General features: G+C 61.3%; 14 protein-coding genes and 3 pseudogenes. 7 read left to right on the top strand and 10 right to left on the bottom strand.

Going from position 1 to position 17,600, the window contains the following annotated elements; all coding sequences use genetic code 11:
- Positions 1-198 precede the first annotated feature (198 nt).
- The 7 genes from cyoE to hmpA all read right to left on the bottom strand — a co-directional run bounded on the left by cyoE (position 199) and on the right by hmpA (position 7,746).
- Complete coding sequence (gene cyoE, locus BLS27_RS13960) at positions 199-1,086, bottom strand: heme o synthase (protein WP_043208040.1); 888 nt, start codon at positions 1,084-1,086, stop codon at positions 199-201.
- Between the two features lie 11 nt (positions 1,087-1,097).
- A complete protein-coding gene (gene cyoD / locus BLS27_RS13955; protein WP_043208038.1) occupies positions 1,098-1,430 on the bottom strand; it encodes a cytochrome o ubiquinol oxidase subunit IV in 333 nt (110 codons plus the stop codon).
- Positions 1,430-2,053, bottom strand: a complete 624-nt coding sequence (cyoC, locus tag BLS27_RS13950) for a cytochrome o ubiquinol oxidase subunit III (RefSeq protein ID WP_043208035.1) — start codon at positions 2,051-2,053, stop codon at positions 1,430-1,432. The genes cyoD and cyoC overlap by 1 nt, the downstream gene beginning before the upstream one ends.
- Positions 2,054-2,056: 3 nt before the next feature.
- Positions 2,057-4,075, bottom strand: coding sequence for a cytochrome o ubiquinol oxidase subunit I (gene cyoB, locus BLS27_RS13945; protein ID WP_043208033.1), 2,019 nt, complete (start codon positions 4,073-4,075; stop codon positions 2,057-2,059).
- 3 nt (positions 4,076-4,078) lie between these two features.
- Entirely contained in the window at positions 4,079-5,023 is a 945-nt protein-coding gene (gene cyoA, locus BLS27_RS13940; protein ID WP_043208031.1) for a ubiquinol oxidase subunit II, read from the bottom strand.
- Positions 5,024-5,580: 557 nt separating this feature from the next.
- Positions 5,581-6,087, bottom strand: a complete 507-nt coding sequence (locus BLS27_RS13930) for a disulfide bond formation protein B (RefSeq protein ID WP_043208029.1) — start codon at positions 6,085-6,087, stop codon at positions 5,581-5,583.
- 480 nt (positions 6,088-6,567) lie between these two features.
- Positions 6,568-7,746: an NO-inducible flavohemoprotein gene (gene hmpA / locus BLS27_RS13925; protein WP_043208028.1), complete on the bottom strand. Its 1,179-nt coding sequence runs from the start codon at positions 7,744-7,746 to the stop codon at positions 6,568-6,570.
- 156 nt (positions 7,747-7,902) lie between these two features.
- On the opposite strand from hmpA, the pseudogene norR reads away from it, so the two are divergent.
- From norR to BLS27_RS13905, 4 genes and pseudogenes are all read left to right on the top strand, one after another.
- Positions 7,903-9,453: pseudogene (norR, locus tag BLS27_RS13920) on the top strand (nitric oxide reductase transcriptional regulator NorR); the annotation flags it as partial.
- Positions 9,454-9,643: 190 nt separating this feature from the next.
- On the top strand, positions 9,644-10,543 hold the full coding sequence (locus BLS27_RS13915) for a chemotaxis protein (RefSeq protein WP_043208024.1): 900 nt from the start codon (positions 9,644-9,646) through the stop codon (positions 10,541-10,543).
- An 89-nt stretch (positions 10,544-10,632) separates the two neighbouring features.
- Positions 10,633-10,944, top strand: a complete 312-nt coding sequence (locus tag BLS27_RS13910; protein WP_090345252.1) for a hypothetical protein — start codon at positions 10,633-10,635, stop codon at positions 10,942-10,944.
- Positions 10,941-11,675, top strand: a complete 735-nt coding sequence (locus BLS27_RS13905; protein WP_043208019.1) for a YkgJ family cysteine cluster protein — start codon at positions 10,941-10,943, stop codon at positions 11,673-11,675. Before BLS27_RS13910 ends, BLS27_RS13905 begins: the two co-directional genes overlap by 4 nt.
- A gap of 1 nt (position 11,676) precedes the next feature.
- Here the strand turns inward: BLS27_RS13905 and BLS27_RS24260 are convergent.
- Together BLS27_RS24260 and BLS27_RS24255 are read right to left on the bottom strand one after the other, a co-directional pair.
- Positions 11,677-12,669: pseudogene (locus tag BLS27_RS24260) on the bottom strand (methyl-accepting chemotaxis protein); the annotation flags it as partial.
- 309 nt (positions 12,670-12,978) lie between these two features.
- Positions 12,979-13,260 (bottom strand): annotated as a pseudogene (locus BLS27_RS24255) (PAS domain-containing protein); the annotation flags it as partial.
- Between the two features lie 375 nt (positions 13,261-13,635).
- On the opposite strand from BLS27_RS24255, the gene BLS27_RS13895 reads away from it, so the two are divergent.
- The 3 genes from BLS27_RS13895 to BLS27_RS13885 all read left to right on the top strand — a co-directional run bounded on the left by BLS27_RS13895 (position 13,636) and on the right by BLS27_RS13885 (position 17,104).
- A complete protein-coding gene (locus tag BLS27_RS13895) occupies positions 13,636-13,860 on the top strand; it encodes a hypothetical protein (protein WP_043208017.1) in 225 nt (74 codons plus the stop codon).
- Positions 13,861-14,064: 204 nt separating this feature from the next.
- Positions 14,065-15,399, top strand: coding sequence for an OprD family porin (locus tag BLS27_RS13890; RefSeq protein ID WP_090345248.1), 1,335 nt, complete (start codon positions 14,065-14,067; stop codon positions 15,397-15,399).
- A gap of 208 nt (positions 15,400-15,607) precedes the next feature.
- Complete coding sequence (locus tag BLS27_RS13885) at positions 15,608-17,104, top strand: GGDEF domain-containing protein (protein ID WP_090345245.1); 1,497 nt, start codon at positions 15,608-15,610, stop codon at positions 17,102-17,104.
- Here BLS27_RS13885 and BLS27_RS13880 read toward each other — a convergent pair.
- Positions 17,101-17,577, bottom strand: coding sequence for a ferritin-like domain-containing protein (locus BLS27_RS13880; RefSeq protein ID WP_043208011.1), 477 nt, complete (start codon positions 17,575-17,577; stop codon positions 17,101-17,103). The genes BLS27_RS13885 and BLS27_RS13880 overlap by 4 nt on opposite strands.
- Positions 17,578-17,600 lie beyond the last annotated feature (23 nt).

Raw genomic sequence — 17,600 nt, 5'->3', positions numbered from 1 at the left:
TAGTGCCGAAACATACAACCTGTAAAGGACGATTTCCTGTTTTATTAGATCTTTTTAGGCTTATTTATCGAATTCATTAGATTTACGTTGCCTGGGCTGGCCCTATCACCGGTAAACTGCGAAGAAGCCGCAACACACACCACAGGCATAAAAAAACCCCGGCACAAGGCCGGGGTTTTCGTGTAACAGGCGTCTGTATCAGCGTGCGTATGTCATCAGCACGTCCGCGGCAGTCTGGCTGTCCACCGACATCATCACGCTCAGGGCAGTGACGGTGAGGATGGAGAAACCGAAGACCTTGCGGGCCCACTTGCTATCGTCCTCAGCCTTGTAGCCGCCCCAGGCCATGTACAGCCAGTAAAGGCCCATGGCAGCCGCCACGGCGAGGTAACCCAGGCCGGCGTAACCGCCCAAGGTCAGCATCAGGGTGGCAAGCACGAAGGCCAGTACGTACAGCACGATCTGCTTCTTCGCCGCGAGAATACCGCGTGCCACCGGCAAAACCGGAATGTTGGCAGCGCTGTAATCCTTGAAGCGGAAGATGGCGATGGCAAAGCTGTGTGGCATCTGCCACAGGCTGAACATCACCAGCAGCGTCACGGCAGCCAGGTCGAAGCTGTTGCTGACGGCGCAGTAACCGATCACCGGAGGCATGGCACCGGACAGGCTGCCGACCAAGGTACCGTGTACCGACTTGCGCTTGAGCCACAGGCTGTAGAAGCCGACGTAGACGACGAAGCCCACAGCTGCGCAGAACGCCGACAGCGGATTGGCCTGGACATACAACAGGCTGAAGCCCGCCACCCCGAGCAGGGTGGCGTAGATCAGCGCGAGGGTCAGCGACATGCCGCCCTGAACCATGACGCGGTTCTTGGTGCGCTCCATCTTCTGGTCGATGTCGCGGTCGATGCAGTTGTTGAACACGCAACCGGACGCGACGACCAGAGAGGTCCCCACCACTACCGCCAGGAACAGGGCGAAGTCCACATGGCCCTTCGAGGCAAGGAAGAAACCGCCTGCCACGGAAAGCACGTTACCGAAAATGATCCCCGGTTTGGTGATTTGGATAAAGTGCTTCACGGACATGCAGTCTTACCTCACTTGGCCATCATTTCGATGTGGATGCTGAACATGATCCACAGCGACAGGCCGACCAACAGAGCGATTACGAGAGTGGTGAACAGGAACGTCGACACATTCGAACGCTGCTCTTTCGAGCGGTCCATGTGCAGGAAGTACACCAGGTGCACCACCACCTGAATGACGGCCATGGCCACCACGATCAGGACGGTCAGGTTCTTCGGCAGGCTCGGGTACATCACCAGACCGAACGGGATCGCGGTCAGGATGATCGACAGGATGAAGCCGATCGCGTACGACTTGACGCTGCCGTGGTTGCCTTCGTGATGAGTGTCGTGTGCGCTAGCCATTACAGAACTCCCAGCAGGTAGACGACGGTGAATACGCAGATCCAGACCACGTCCAGGAAGTGCCAGAACAGGCTCAGGCAGCTCATGCGGGTCTTGGCGGTCGGGGTGATGCCCTTGGTGCTGATCTGATACATCAGGACAGCCATCCAGATCAGACCGGCAGTCACGTGCAGACCGTGGGTGCCGACCAGGGCGAAGAAGCCCGACAGGAAGCCGCTGCGGTTCGGGCCGAAGCCTTCGCCGATCAGGTGATGGAACTCATAGACTTCCATCGCGATGAAGCCAGCACCGAACAGGAAGGTGATGGCCAGCCAGCCCAGCACGCCACCTTTGTTGCCCTTGAACATCTGCAGCATGGCAAAGCCGAAGGTGATCGAGGACAGCAGCAGCAGTGCGGTTTCAACAGCTACGAAATCGAGCTGGAAGATGTCATGACCCGACGGGCCGCCGGCAAAACTGCCGGACAGCACCGCGTAGGTGGCGAAGAGCGACGCAAACAGGATGCAGTCGGTCATCAGGTACAGCCAGAAACCGAGTACGGTCATCTGGCCCGAGTCGTGGTGGTGATCGTCGTGCCCATGGTCGTGACCATGAGCGCCGGCGTGGATTACTTGACTGGACATTGATTACACCCGCTCAAACGATTCGACACGTGCGCCGGCAGGCAGAGCACCTGCTTTGGCCAGCGCTTTCATGCGCTCGCCTTCGATGCGCGCCACTTCTTCGGCCGGAACCATGTAGCCCTGGTCGTCACGCGCGGCGTGGCGAACGAAGACAGCGATGGTTGCAACCAGGCTCGCGCCAACCAGCCACCAGATGTGCCAGATGAATGCGAAGCCGAAGACGGTCAGGAACAGGCCCATGAACAAACCGGTGGAGGTATTGCTCGGCATGTGGATCGCTTCGTACTTGGCCGCAGGCTTGTAGGCGACACCGGCTTCCTTGGCTTCGTGCCAGGCGTCCAGGCCAACCTTCTCAGGCATGTGGGCGAAGTTGTAGAACGGAGGTGGCGACGAAGTCGACCATTCCAGGGTACGGCCACCCCATGGATCGCCAGTGACGTCCAGGTTCTGGTTGCGGTCGCGGACCGATACGTACAGCTGGATCAGCTGGCAAGCGATACCGAACAGGATCAGCACGGCGCCGACGACGGCAACGTACAGGTAGGGTTCCCAAGCCGGGTTGTCCGAGTGGTTCAGACGACGGGTCATACCCATGAAGCCCAGGGCGTACAGCGGCATGAACGCTACGTAGAAGCCGGAGATCCAGAACCAGAAGGCAGCCTTGCCCCACTTCTCGTTCAGGGTGAAACCGAAGGCTTTCGGGAACCAATAGGCGAAGCCGGCGATGTAGCCGAATACCGCACCACCGATGATCACGTTGTGGAAGTGGGCGATAACGAACAGGCTGTTGTGCAGAACGAAGTCAGCACCTGGAACAGCCAGCAGAACGCCAGTCATACCACCGATCGAGAAGGTGACCATGAAGCCCAGGGTCCACATGATCGGCGCGGTGAAACGCAGACGGCCCTGGTAGATGGTGAACAGCCAGTTGAACAGCTTCACACCGGTCGGAATGGAGATCAGCATCGTCGCCAGACCGAAGAAGGTGTTGACGCTCGCGCCTGCACCCATGGTGAAGAAGTGGTGCAGCCAGACGGCAAAGCCCAGAACAGCGATCGCGCCCGATGCGTAGATCATCGAGTGGTGGCCGAACAGACGCTTGCCAGCGAAGGTCGAGGTGACTTCCGAGAACACACCGAAGGCCGGCAGGATCAGGATGTAAACCTCAGGGTGACCCCAGGCCCAGAACAGGTTGACATACATCATCGGGTTCCCACCAAGCTCGTTGGTGAAGATGTGGAAGTCCAGATAACGGTCAACAGTCAGCAGAGCCAGTGCAGCGGTCAGGATCGGGAAGGAAGCGACGATCAGCACGTTGGCCCAGGTGCAGGTCCAGGTGAAGATCGGCATGTCCATCAGCTTCATGCCAGGCGCGCGCATCTTCATCACGGTGACGAGGAAGTTCACACCGGTAAGCGTCGTACCCAATCCGGATAGCTGTAGCGCCCAGATGTAGTAGTCCACACCCACGCCAGGGCTGTACTGGATACCCGCGAGCGGCGGATAGGCAACCCAACCGGTCTTGGCGAATTCACCAACGCCCAGGGAGATGTTGACCAGCAGCACGCCTGCCAGCAGCAGGTAGAAGCTCAGGGAGTTCAGGAACGGGAAGGCAACGTCACGTGCACCGATCTGCAGAGGAACCGCCAGGTTCATCAGGCCGGTGAAGAACGGCATCGCCATGAAGATGATCATGATCACACCGTGGGCGGTGAAGATCTGGTCATAGTGTTCAGGCGGCAGGTAGCCTTCGGCGCCGCCGGTAGCGGCAGCCAGCTGGGTACGCATCATGATGGCGTCGGCGAAGCCGCGCAGCAGCATGACCATCGCGACGATGATGTACATCACCCCGATTTTCTTGTGGTCGACCGTGGTCAGCCACTCAGTCCACAAGTAGGTCCACTTGCGGAAATAGGTGATAGCACCGACCAAAGCGATACCACCGAGCGCAATCATGGCAAGCGTCACCATGACTATCGGCTCGTGATAGGGTATCGCCTCCAGGCTTAATTTACCGAACATCTCTTACTCCTCTGCACCGGCAGCTGGTTGCATACTCGATTCCACACCCTTGGTAGTGGCCAGATCTTTGCTGCCTGCTTCTTCGTGGCTCGGACGACCGCGGTTCATGCCTTCGTACTTGTCGACGATCAGCTGGAACTGGTCAGGCGAAGCCTCGCTATACAGCGCGACTGGGTTGTTTTCGCTTGGTTTGGCCAAGGCGTCGTATTCAGCCTTGTCCAGCTTCTTCGGCGACTGCTTGACCTCGGCGACCCACTTGTCGAAGTCTTCCTGGGAGGTGGCAGTAGCCTTGAATTTCATGCCGGTGAAGCCAGCACCGCTGTAGTTGGCGCTGATACCGTCGAATTCGCCGTTCTCGTTGGCGATCAGGTGCAGTTTGGTGGTCATGCCGGCCATGGCGTAGATCTGGCCGCCCAGGCCCGGGATGAAGAAGGAGTTCATCACGGCGTCGGAGGTGACGCGGAAGTTGACCGGGGTATTAGCCGGGAAGACGATCTTGTTGACGGTGGCGATGCCCTGCTCCGGGTAGATGAACAGCCACTTCCAGTCCAGCGCGACCACGTCGATCTGCACCGGCTTCACTTCGGAATCCAGTGGACGGTACGGGTCCAGCTTGTGGGTGGAGTGGTAGGTGACGTAGCCCAGGGCAATGATGATCAGGATCGGGATGATCCAGACAGCCGCTTCGATCTTGGTCGAGTGCGACCAGTCGGGCGTGTAGGTGGCAGCCTTGTTGGAAGCACGGTACTTCCAGGCGAACGCGATGGTCATGATGATGACCGGTACGACGACCAGCAGCATCAGGCCAGTGGCGATCAGGATCAGGTTCTTTTGCTCAATGCCGACCTGGCCCTTCGGGTCGAGCAGGGTCCAGTTGCACCCACTGAGTAAAAGCATGCCTAAAAAGGGCAATATGCCAAACAGTCTGGGGTAACGCTTTTTACTCATCTCACGACCTCTAGATCAGCTTGCTTCAATGCAATTTGTGTTTTGGTAGCCAACACTTCGTCCTGCCAAGTGAGGCATTTCGCGCCCGTACTCGCTCCTGCCGGAGGTCCGACTGCAGGACCTTGGCGTCAAGCGGGTTAGCGGTGCTTATGGTTTCGTAGGCAACAGGCCTGTACTTCAGACCAAGTCCATTTGGTGCGGGAAAACGCGGAGGGGGGTCCGCCCGGTATCGCCGTTGGGCGAAACTTGACGAAGTCAGCAAAAAGGAGCCTCGGCTTCCTTCAATCCTGCGACTTGCAAGCAGTGCCGAACGGAAATTGGGGGCGATTGTAGATAGGTCGCCCACCCTTGACTATGACTTATTGCGCAACAGTCTTTTACCAATTCGGTAACAATACAGAAGGGAAAATCAACTTCGCGACAGTTTGTCGCACCCCGCTTGATAGCCCTGAAGCCCGCATTGCACAAGGCTTCGTGGTTGATCTGGGTCAAGCGGGAGGCAAGTTTCTTTTGGTTTCTCGCCGTGCAACAGAAGAGGTCGGAAGCGGGACTTTTGTCTAAGCCTTGCGTCGGTTCCGATAGATACCCAGCGGCACCAAGACGGCAGTGAGGACGAACGCCAGAAGCGCCCACTGAGCCAGGGACAATCCGAGGATCGGCGGGTATGGCGTGCTGCAGAATCCATCGACTTGGAACGCCAGTGGCCAGACCTGCGCCAGCGGCAGGTCATCGACGATCGGCTGCAGCGTGTCGATACCGCAGCTGACCATCGGGTGCGCGAGTATATACACATGGTTGCCGGCCGCAACGATTCCGCCGATCGCGCTGAGCACCACCAACGCCTCGAAGAACGTCAGGCTGCGTTTTCCCGGCATGGCGGCGGCAAGGAAAGCGAACACCGCGATCAACAGCAGCGCATAACGTTGCAGGATACACAGCGGGCATGGGGCCTCGCCGAGCACTACCTGCATGTAGAGCGCCCCGCCGATCAACGACAGGCAGATCACACCCAGCAGAACCAGGAAGCGCCGTTCGCGATTCAGGCGCGATGTTTGTTCGTTCATTACCGATTCCTTCGATGGATAGAGGCAGCGCCAGGCCTGTCGGGGCAATGGCCTGCCTGGGCGACAGTCTACACGTGCGTCGAGGAAGCGGCGTGATAGCACTGCGCGGGGCTATCCGATGACGTCTTCAGACCAGCCGGGGCGACGTCGGTTCAACGTCAGCCGCCAAAAAGCGGCAACCCGGATGCCGGACAGGCGAACGCCCCTCGACACCCGGGAGTGAAGGATACAGTGATTAAAGGAAGATTAAAGATGAAATTGGCCTCGCTTATTTCATCTCCTTATATAAGAAGCGACCTACAGGTCCAATCGCTGGCAAGCCAGCCCCCGCACGAACGATGTCGCGTTCGCTTCGTCTCGATTACCCACGTCCGGGAGCACCGCATACGAGAGCTGGCTTGCCAGCGATTGGAATGGAAATCCTGCGTCGTCCGCTTCGTGGATTGCACCCCGAAGCGGACTGACCAGATTATCGAGGCTTCACTCCAGCGCAGCCGCCGGCCCGAAGAATTCGTAACGGCTTTGCTGCTCGGGCACACCCAGGTCCTTGAGGTGGCGCTTGACCGCCGCCATGAAGCCTTTCGGGCCCAGGAAGTAGGCATCCACATCACGCTCGGCCGGCAGCCACTGGCCCAGTTGCTCCTGACTCAGCACCCCGACCGCGTCGGCCTCGCCCTTGCCGTCCTGCTCGGCATAGCAATAGAAGCGTTTGAGCTGTGGATGACGCGCCGCCAGGCCATCGATCCAGTCACGGAAGGCGTGCACCGCCCCGTTGCGCGCGCAATGGATGAAATGCACCGGGCGTTGCGTCTGCAAGGCGGCCTGGAGCATCGCCAGGGTCGGCGTAATGCCTACGCCTCCGCTGATGAGCACCAGCGGCTTGTCGCTGTGCGTCAAGGTGAAATCTCCGGACGGCGGGAACAATTGCAGGGTCTGGCCGACCTGCAGTTGCTGATGCAGGTAATTGGACACCTTGCCACCGACTTCACGTTTGACGCTGATGCGGTACTGCTCGCCATCGCACAGGGCCGACAGTGAATAGTTCCGGCGCTGCTCGACACCGTCGATGAACAGCTGCAGGCCGATGTACTGGCCAGGCTCGGCTTTCAGGACCGGCTTGCCATCCACCGGTGCGAAATAGAAAGAGACGATCTCGCTGCTCTCCTGCTCCCGACGCACCAGACGAAACTCACGGGTACCGCGCCAGCCACCGGCCGCTTCTTCTTTCTGTTTATAGAGGCTTTCCTCGGCGCCGATCAGGATATCGGCCAATTGCCCGTAGGCCGCGCCCCAGGCAGCGATCACCTCAGCGGTGGCGATGTCCTTGCCAAGGACTTCCTCGATAGCGCGCAGCAGGCAGCTGCCGACGATCGGATAATGCTCGGGCAGGATCTGCAAGGCGACATGCTTGTTGATGATCTGCCCGACCAGACCACCGAGTTGCTCCAACTGGTCGATGTGGCGGGCATACATCAGCACACCGTTGGCCAGTGCGCGCGGCTGATCGCCGCTGGCCTGGTGGGCCTGGTTGAACAGCGGGCGCACTTCGGGGTACTCGCTGAGCATCATCTTGTAGAAATGCGTCGTCAGGGCCTCGCCACCGCTTTCGAGCAGCGGGACAGTGGCTTTGATGATTGCGCGTTGTTCGGCATTGAGCATTTGGTACGACTCCTGAGCCTAGGGCTTGAACTGGTCTGCCCTCGGTATTTCATCAACCGTGCCAACTTCTGAGCCCAGTGTTTACGGGGTTTTCAAGCAATGCGAGTCAAAACGACACCAATGCGCGTATAGTCATAACGACCAACAGGAGTCCATATGACTACACGCCCTCTGCTCACCACCCTGCTCCCTCTGGTCAGCGATCTATCCCGTGATCTTCCGGACCAGGAGCGCTATCGCCGCCTGCTGCAAGCCATGCGCAACCTGCTGCCATGCGATGCAGCCGCCCTGTTGCGCCTGGATGGCGAATGGCTAGTGCCGCTGGCGGTCGATGGCCTGTCGCCCGATACGCTGGGTCGACGCTTCAGGGTCAGTGAACACCCGCGCTTCCAGATCCTGCTCAGCCGTCCCGGCCCGACCCGCTTCGCCAGCGACAGCGAACTGCCCGACCCGTACGACGGCCTGGTCAACGCGCCGCATGCCGACCTGCACGTGCACGACTGCATGGGCTGCCCCTTGATGGTCGATGAACAACCCTGGGGCCTGGTCACCCTCGATGCCCTCACGCCCGGGCGTTTCCAAAGCCTGGAACTCGAGTCCCTGCAAGCCTTCGCCAGCCTCGCCGCGGCCACTGTCACCGTGGCCGAGCGCATCGAGGACCTGGCCCTACGCGCCGAGGATGAACACCAACGCGCCGAGGTCTATCGCCAGGCCAGCGGGCAAGCCAAAGAGCTGATCGGTCAGAGCAAGGCGCACAAACGCTTGCTGGAAGAAATCCGCCTGGTCGGCGGCAGCGACCTGACTGTGCTGATCACCGGCGAGACCGGTGTCGGCAAGGAGCTCGTGGCCCAGGCCCTGCACCAGGCCAGCAACCGCGCCCACAAACCGCTGATCAGCCTCAACTGCGCCGCCCTGCCCGACACGTTGGTGGAGAGCGAACTGTTCGGCCACGTGCGCGGGGCTTTCACCGGCGCCCATGGCGAGCGGCGCGGCAAATTCGAGCTGGCCAATGGCGGCACGCTGTTTCTCGACGAGGTGGGCGAACTGCCCCTGACAGTACAGGCCAAGCTGCTGCGGGTCCTGCAAAGCGGGCAGTTGCAGCGCCTGGGCTCAGATCGCGAGCACCAGGTCGATGTGCGCCTGATCGCTGCCACCAACCGCGACCTGGCCATGGAAGTGCGCAACGGCCACTACCGCGCCGACTTCTACCACCGCCTGAGCGTCTATCCGCTGCAGGTCCCGCCGCTGCGGGAGCGCGGCCGGGATGTGTTGCTGATTGCCGGATACTTCCTCGAGCAGAACCGCTCCCGCCTGGGCCTGAACAGCCTGCGACTGAGTGCCGACGCCCAGGCCGCCTTGCTGGCCTACGACTGGCCTGGCAACGTGCGCGAACTTGAGCATCTGATTGGCCGCTCGGCACTCAAAGCCCTCGGCCAGCATCCCGAGCGTCCTCGCATTCTGACCCTGGAAGCCAGCGACCTGGACCTGCACACCGCCCTTGTGCCCCACCACGCCCCCACTCCTGCCCCGGTTCAGCCACTGCTCAACCTGCCCGACGGTGGCTTGCGCGAAGCGGTGGACGCATATCAACGGCAGGTGATCGGCGCTTGCCTTGAGCGCCACCAGGACAACTGGGCGGCAGCAGCGCGTGAGCTGGGGCTCGATCGCGCCAATCTCAGCCGCCTGGCCAAGCGCCTGGGGTTGCGCTGGCCCTTGCGCCCAGTCCCGCCACCGCGAAACGACCTTCGGCGCCCAGATTTACCCGCGAAAGGGTCAACGCAGGCGATACCTGCCCAGGCAACGCCTGCGATTGACCGCACCGTGACCTAAAGCCTGGCCCCAACAGGCCGATAACCCGGCATCCTCCTTTTATTACCGACAGACTCGAAGGTTGCCCATGGCCACGCAAAACGCCCGTGCGGACTCGTTGTCCCTGCTGCTGTTCACCTTGCGCAGCGGCAAGCTGATGGCGATCAACCTGCTCAAAGTCAGCGAGATCATCCCTTGCCCGCCGCTGACCCGCCTGCCGGAATCGCATCCGCACGTCAAAGGCGTGGCGACGCTGCGCGGCAACCCGCTGTCGGTGATCGATCTCTCCCGCGCCATCGGCGAGCAGCCGTTGGCCGACCCGTCCGGTGGCTGCCTGATCGTCACCGAGATCAGCCGTTCGCGCCAGGGCCTGCATGTGCAGGCGGTGAGCCGCATCGTTCACTGCCTGAGCACCGACATCAAGCCGCCCCCCTACGGCTCGGGCAACCGCTCGTTCATCACCGGCGTGACTCGGGTCGACAACACCTTGGTGCAGGTGCTGGACATCGAAAAGGTCATCCACGCCATCGCACCGCCCGAGCCAGAACCGCACCCAGGCGAACTCAGCGAGGAAGACGCCAGCCTGCTGGCGGCCGCCAACATTCTGGTGGTGGATGACAGCCAAGTGGCTTTGCAGCAGTCGATCCATACCCTGCGCAACCTGGGCATCGAATGCCACACCGCACGCAGCGCCAAGGATGCGATCAACGTGTTGCTGGAACTGCAAGGCACCGAGCGGGAAATCAACATCATCGTCTCGGACATCGAGATGTCAGAGATGGACGGCTACGCCTTCACCCGCACCCTGCGGGAAAGCCCGGACTTCCAGCATCTCTACGTACTGCTGCACACCTCGCTGGACAGCACCATGAGCGGCGAAAAAGCCAAGCTGGCCGGCGCCAACGCGATTCTCACCAAGTTCTCTTCGCCCGAGCTGACCGATTGTCTGGTGGTGGCCGCGCGGGCCGTGGTCTTTGCCGAGCACTGATATAGTCAGCGACAATTTCCCTGGCTTGCTGCCCGGGACGACTCGGGCATAATTCGCGCCCTTCGGTTGTTTTGTTGCCGGTACCTTGTATGAAGTTTCTCAGCACCCTTCTGATCGCCTGTATCCTCGCCAGCGGCATGGCCCAGGCTTCCAGCAGTCAAGCCTGGAATGAACAACGCCAACAGATGCTCAAGGGCTGCCTGGCCGCCAGCCAGCTCAAGGATGCCCATGCCCGCGGCAAACCCGCGGAGTTCGACGACCAGGTGGGCTACAGCGTCCTGCTGATCGAGGGCATCTACCCGCAAAAGCACATGCAGCAGCGCACCGGCACCGAGCTGTGCCTGTATGACCGCCAGCGTCACCAGGCCTTCGTCAGCGAATGGAGCCCAGGCGCGCCGTGAGCGACAGCATTCGTTTCGCCTGCACCGGTTGCGGCAAGTGCTGCACCGGCCATCATGTGCCGCTGACCCTGGACGAAACCCGCCAATGGGCGGCCAACGGCGGCCAGGTGGTGGTGCTGATCGAAGGGTTCGTCTGCGACGGCCCCGGCATGCCGGCAGAACAACGCGACCATGTCCTGCGCCGGGCCTACCCGGTTGTCTGCGGCACGGCCCGGCTGCACGTGTCGGTGACGTTCGCCGCCTTCAACCCGGGCCGTTGCCGCAACCTGGACGACAACGACCTGTGCACTATCTATGAGACCCGCCCGTTGGTTTGCCGCATCTACCCGGCCGAGATCAACCCGCACCTGCCCCTGCGTCCGGAAAACAAGGACTGTCCGCCCGACGCCTGGAGCCAAGGCCCTGAACTGATCCACGGCCAGTCACTGGTGGACCCGCACCTGCGCGCCCTGATCGAAGCCTCGCGCCAGGCCGACCGTGACGACATCGCCGCCAAGGTGGCCCTCTGCCAAGCCTTGGGCATGACCACCAGCGCTCTCAAGGGCAACGGCTTCACGGCCTACCTGCCCGCCATGGACGCTTTCGCCGCGGCCTTGGAACAGCTGCCGGCCGACAACCAGGCGCCCTGGACCTTGCACATCGAAGCCCCGCCCCTGATGCACGAGTTGGCCGCACTCGGTCTGTCGACCACCGCCGAACCGCCGCTCTACTACGCCTTCATCGGTTTCTGATTCACTGGCAACGGCGCCAGAACTCATCAGCCAGACGCCGCAGGTCCATGGCGAGGTCCGCCACGTCGGTCGCATTGGCATGGCTGCGCTGGCCGACATCGACCGTCGCTTCGCTGGCCTGGCGGATGCTGATGATGTTGCGGTTGATGTTTTCGCTCACCTGGCTCTGCTGCTCCACCGCAGCGGCAATCTGCAGGCTCATCTCATTGATCTGGTTGACCCGTGCGCTGATGCCATCGAGCGCACCGCTGGCCAGTTGCGCTTGCTCGACGCTGTGCCCGGCGTGGCTGCTGCTCTGGCGCATCACCTGCACCGCGGCACGAGCCCCGTCCTGCAGCGTGCCGATCATGCGCTGGATCTCGTGGGTCGATTGCGTGGTGCGCTGGGCCAGGCCGCGCACCTCGTCGGCCACCACGGCGAAACCTCGGCCCTGATCGCCCGCCCGGGCAGCCTCGATGGCTGCGTTGAGCGCCAGCAGGTTGGTCTGCTCGGCGATCCCCCGGATCACGTCAAGCACTCCGGAAATATCACTGCTGTGCTGCTCCAATTGATGGACTGCATCACTGGCTTCGACCAGCGACCCGGCCAGGTCCTGGATCGCGCAGCGATTGCGGTCCACCACTTGATGGCCGGCCTGGGTTTCATCTTCGGCTTGGTTGGCGGCCACGGCCGCCAACTGCGCACTGCTGGCCACCTGGGCGACACTGGCGCTCATCTGGTGAATGGCGGTGGCCACCTGGTCCGCCTCTTCCTGCTGCTCCAGGCTGTTGGCATGGCTGACCTCAAGCGCCTGCACCAACGACCCGGAATGCCCGGCCAGGCGTGCCGAGGTATCGCCAATGCGCCCCACCACCGCACCCAGCTGGGCCTTGAGCATGCGCATGGCGAATTCGATCTGGCCAATGGCATCGCGCCGCCCGGTGTACAACTGCTGGCTCAGCGGGTTGTCGGCAATCGCCAAGGCCTGCTGGCGCAAGCGCTCGAAGGGACGCAGCTGCCAGATCAACAGCGCACTGCTGGCCCCGGCTGCAAGCATTATTTCCGCCAGCGAACGCCACACCGGCACATCCTGCCAGCCATGTCCGACGCCGACCACCAGCGCTAGCGCCGCTGCGACGCCCAACGACAGCCGCAGTCCCAGGCCGAGCACCGGCAGGCGCGCGCGCCAGTTACGCCGCCCTTCGCGCAGTTGTCGATAGCAGCGCTCGGCCGCCGCCACCTGCTCGGCGCTGGGCCGGGTGCGCACCGACTGGTACTCGATGGTTCTGCCACCGCTGCTGATCGGCGAAACGAACGCACTGACCCAGTAATGGTCGCCGTTCTTGCAGCGATTCTTCACCAACCCCATCCAGGAGCGCCCAGCCTTGAGCGCCCCCCACATCTGTTCGAACGCCTCGGGCGGCATGTCCGGGTGGCGCACGATATGGTGCGCATGGCCCAACAATTCATCGCGAGTGAACCCACTGATTCGCACGAAATCGTCGTTGGCATAGGTGATCCGGCTGTCCAGATCGGTGGTGGACAGGATGTTGGCATCGCCGGGGTAATCCACTTGGCGACCGGTAACAGGCAAATTGCACTTCATCGGAGGCACTCGTTGTTGTTGTGGGGAAAATCGGCAGGGCGTTCGACTCTAGGGCCAATGACTGACAAAACATTGATCCAGAGCAGCATATTGGCAATTGGCCACCAACCAACTGAAACCGATGGGGCTGTCAGCCTTGATGGACAGCAGGGGGCGCTTTTTCGTTTGCAGCGCGCAGGGCGGCAACACCTTCGGCATTTTGCCTGCCGGACGCTCAAGGACGCTGGTTTGCGCGTTGGATCCTAGCGTTTTCGCCGCCAATCATTACTTTTTGCGTAACAGTGCTTATCCAACTTCAGCCTGTTTCTACATGGTTGAAGGGACTAACTTATGCCTGTCCTCGTTAACACTTGCATCGCAAGAAGGTTGTTTTAAATGTCCAACAGTATGGGTGTTGCCAGCGTTTTCATTCTGTCTTCCCTGTTGTTGTCGCCTCTGGCCATGGCTGAAGAATCGCCGGCCTTCGCTGCCCGTAACGCAGAACTTGCAGTTGTCCATCAACAGGCTCGCGAAGCCTATGCCGCGCAGAAGGCAGATGCTGCTAAAGACGTACAGCAGACCGCTTCCAAGGCCGTCGCCGACGACAGTGCCGATAGCTGATCGACTGTTTTCCGCTCCTGTTTTTTCCCTTGGCTCTCACACGGGCGCCCCGTGCGCCAATATGTTAGCCTTTCAAAGCCGCTGCCGATCAGCGGCTTTTTTTATGTGCCAAAACTATCAGCCAGGCTGTTGCGTACATAACAAGAAACTTGCATTCCCCAAAACAACAACGACCCCACCGCCAGATCAAAGGAGCTCGTACCGGTGCCTTCCGCGTTTCGTTTTACCCCGCTGTTCGTTGCATTGACTGCAACGATGCCGTTCGCTGTCCAGGCCGATGAAGACAAGGCTGATGGATTCATCGAAGGTTCTTCCCTGAACCTGCATTTTCGCAATGCCTACTTCAATCGCAACAACCTCAACCCCGCAGAGCGCGACCTGCGTGAATGGGGCCAAGGCTTCGTTGCGCGTTTCGAGTCCGGCTATACCCCCGGCGTGATCGGCGTCGGTGTCGATGCCCATGCCATGCTGGGCCTGAAGCTCGACGGCGGTGGCGGCCACTCCGGCACCAGTATCCTGCCCAAACACGTACAAGACGATGGCGAACCGGGGGCAGCCCCGCATTCGTTCTCCACTGCAGGCGCGGCGGTCAAGTTCAAGGCCTTCGACACCGAGCTCAAGGCCGGTGACCTGTTCCTCACCAACCCGGTGATCGCCGGTGGCGAGTCGCGCATGCTGCCGCAGACCTTCCGCGGCGTGAGCCTGACCAACACCAGCATCGACGGCCTGCTGCTCGAAGGTGGCCAGGCCAGCTTCACCAAGCCGTACAACCAGAGCGGGCATCGCCGCATCGATACCTACTACGGCAGCCTGGATGATGGAAGCAAAAGTGACCACCTGACCTGGGCCGGGCTGTCCTGGAGCGGTACCGAGAACGTCACCACCAATCTCTATGCCGCCGAACTGAAGGACATCTGGAACCAGTACTACGTCGACTTCGACTACACCTATGTGGTCAACGACTTGGTCAGCCTCAACCCGGGCCTGCATTTCTATCACACCCAGGACACCGGCCAGGCACTGCTGGGCAACATCGACAACAACACCTACAGCCTGCATTTCACAGTCAATGCCGGCTACCACAGCATCACGGCCGCCTACCAGCGCGTGAACGGCAACACGCCGTTCGACTACATCAACCTGGGCGACAGCGTGTACCTGGACAACTCGCGGATGTATTCGGACTTCAACGCGCCCAACGAGCGGTCCTGGAAACTGCAGTACGACTATGATTTCACCGGCCTCGGCATGCCCGGCCTGAGCACCTCGCTGTCGTACTCGCGCGGTGAAGCGGACCTGACCAAGGCCGACCAGGACACCACCCACTACGCCTACTACAATCCCGAAGGCAAGAACGCCATGCACTGGGAACGCGACCTGGACGTGAAGTACGTCTTCCAGGAAGGCAGCCTCAAGGACCTGTCGGTGCTGTTGCGCTACGCCAGCCATCGCGGCAGCCAGGGCTATGCCGCCATCGATGGCAACAGCGACAACGATGAAGTCCGGGTGATCGTCGACTATCCGTTGAACATCTTCTGACCTAAAGACCTAGCGAGGGCTTGGCCCTCGTTCGCCGCGCAAGCCCGCACCTGCAGAGGACACCGTAGCCTCTGTGGGAGCGGGCCAGGCCTGCGATAGGCCGTACAGCGGCCGGCCTCGTTTTTCCGTCGAACGAATCTTGTCCGACAATCCTGGCTTCCCTAGAATACCGCCGCCGCATAATGGCCCCGCCTGTGCAGTAGCGAACATGCCCACCCGATCATCGCGCTTTACCCTGTACAGGTCGCACCCCGAACTGATCCTCAACCTGGGCAGTTGCCTTGCCGTGCTCGCCATCGTGGCGATCGTCAGCTACCTGCTGAGCCGCGAACGCGACAGTGTCGAACAATCGGCCAAACGTTCCTCCAGTAATATCGTCCAGCTCATCGAAAGCGATATCCTGCGTAACGTCGAACTCTACGACCAGACCCTGCACGGCCTGATCTGGGCGGTGAAGCACCCTGAACTGCTGGATACCTCGCCTGAGCTGCGCCAACAAATCCTCTTCAACCAGACCTTCGCCGCCCCCGTACGGGGCGATATCCTCTGGGTCGATGCCCAGGGCAAGGTGCTCGGTGACTCGCTCAGCATGCCGCCAAGGCAAGGAGATTTGAGCGACAGCGTTGCCTTCAAGGCCCATCGCGACCGCCCGGGCCTTGGGTTGTTCATCAGCCCGCCGTTCAAAGCGCGTCTGGGGGATCTGGATTGGTGCATCAGTTTCAGCCGGCGCATTTCCGGCCCTGATGGCGAATTCGCCGGCATCGCCTCCGGTGCCCTGCGCCTGTCCTATTTCAGCGAGCTGTTCGAACGCCTGGACATCGGCAACGACAGCAGCATCAACCTGCTTAACACCGAAGGGCAGTTACTGGCCCGCCAGCCCTCCCGGGCGCAAGACCCGATGATCGGCAGCAATTACCGCGAACGGCCCAATTTCCAACGCATCCTCAGCGAACGCAGCGGCAGTTTCACCGCGCGCTCCGGGTCGGCCGGCACGCCGCATATCTATACGTTCGCCCGGGTCGCCGACCTGCCGTTGATCGTTCTGGTGGTGGACTCGGCCGAAGAGGTGTTTCAGTCCTGGCGACGCACTGCGATCCTGGTCAGCGTAGCGACCGGCATGCTGTGCATCGGCATTCTTTGGCTGACCTTACTGCTAGGCCGCGAATTGCGCCGTCGTCACGAAGCCGAACAATGCCTGGCGACTCTGGCGGCCACCGACAGCCTCACAGGCTTGGCCAATCGCCGGCATCTCGATCAGGTGCTGCGACAGGAATGGGCGCGGGCCCAGCGCAATCGTCAGCCGCTGGCCATTCTCATGGTGGATGTGGATCACTTCAAAGCGTTCAACCAGCGCCACGGCCATGCCGGGGGCGATCATGCCCTGCGTGAAGTCGCCCATACGCTCGAACACTGTATTCGCCGCCCGGCGGATCTGGCGGCGCGGTATGGTGGGGAGGAATTTCAGGTGGTGCTGCCGGAGACGGATTTGGCCGGTGCGCGCCTGCTCGCCGAGCGCATCCGCGCCCAGGTCGAGGCGCTACCGACTTTCGCAGGCGACGAACGACCGGTGACCGTCAGCATTGGTATCGGCGTGCACGTCCCTGGCACCCAGCGGGACCTGACGGGCCTGCTGGGCAGCGCGGACGAGGCGCTCTACAGGGCCAAGGCCAACGGCCGCAACCGTGTCGAGGGCCCGGAGCTTTAGGACCGAGCGCGCGCGGCGTCGCGCAGCGCTTTGACCTGGTCATGGTTACGCTGCACACCTTGCAGCTGCTTCTCTACCAACGCGTAGGTCTGGTCGCTGGCGCTGCGGCCGAGCTTGACCAGTTTCTCGCGGGCGTCCTTGTAGGCCTTGAGCGCGAAGTCCTCGCCGCGCTCGACCTCGTTGAGCACCGCTTCCTCGCTCTTGCCGGTCAGCATGGACTTCAAGTTGACCCAGCCCCGATGCAGGTCGCCACTGAGGCTTGTAGAGGTTTCCGGGTCGCCGCCCAGACGACGCACCTCGCTCTGCAGCTCGGCGGCAGCGCTGGCGCATTCACCGGCGCGTTGCACGAAGAATGCCTTCAACTCGGTATTCTTGACGTCTTCGGCCGACTCTTTGAACCCCTTTTCGCCGTCCTTGCTGTACTCGATCAGGTCGTTGAGCACATCGATCACGTCGTTGTTTGGATGACTCATGGCGCGAACTCCTTGGCAGGTGA

Origin of the sequence: Pseudomonas guariconensis (assembly GCF_900102675.1) — a bacterium.
GTDB classification, from domain to species: Bacteria; Pseudomonadota; Gammaproteobacteria; order Pseudomonadales; family Pseudomonadaceae; genus Aquipseudomonas; species Aquipseudomonas guariconensis.
Note: the sequence above shows the minus strand (reverse complement) of the source record. Positions and strands in the feature narration are given on the sequence as shown.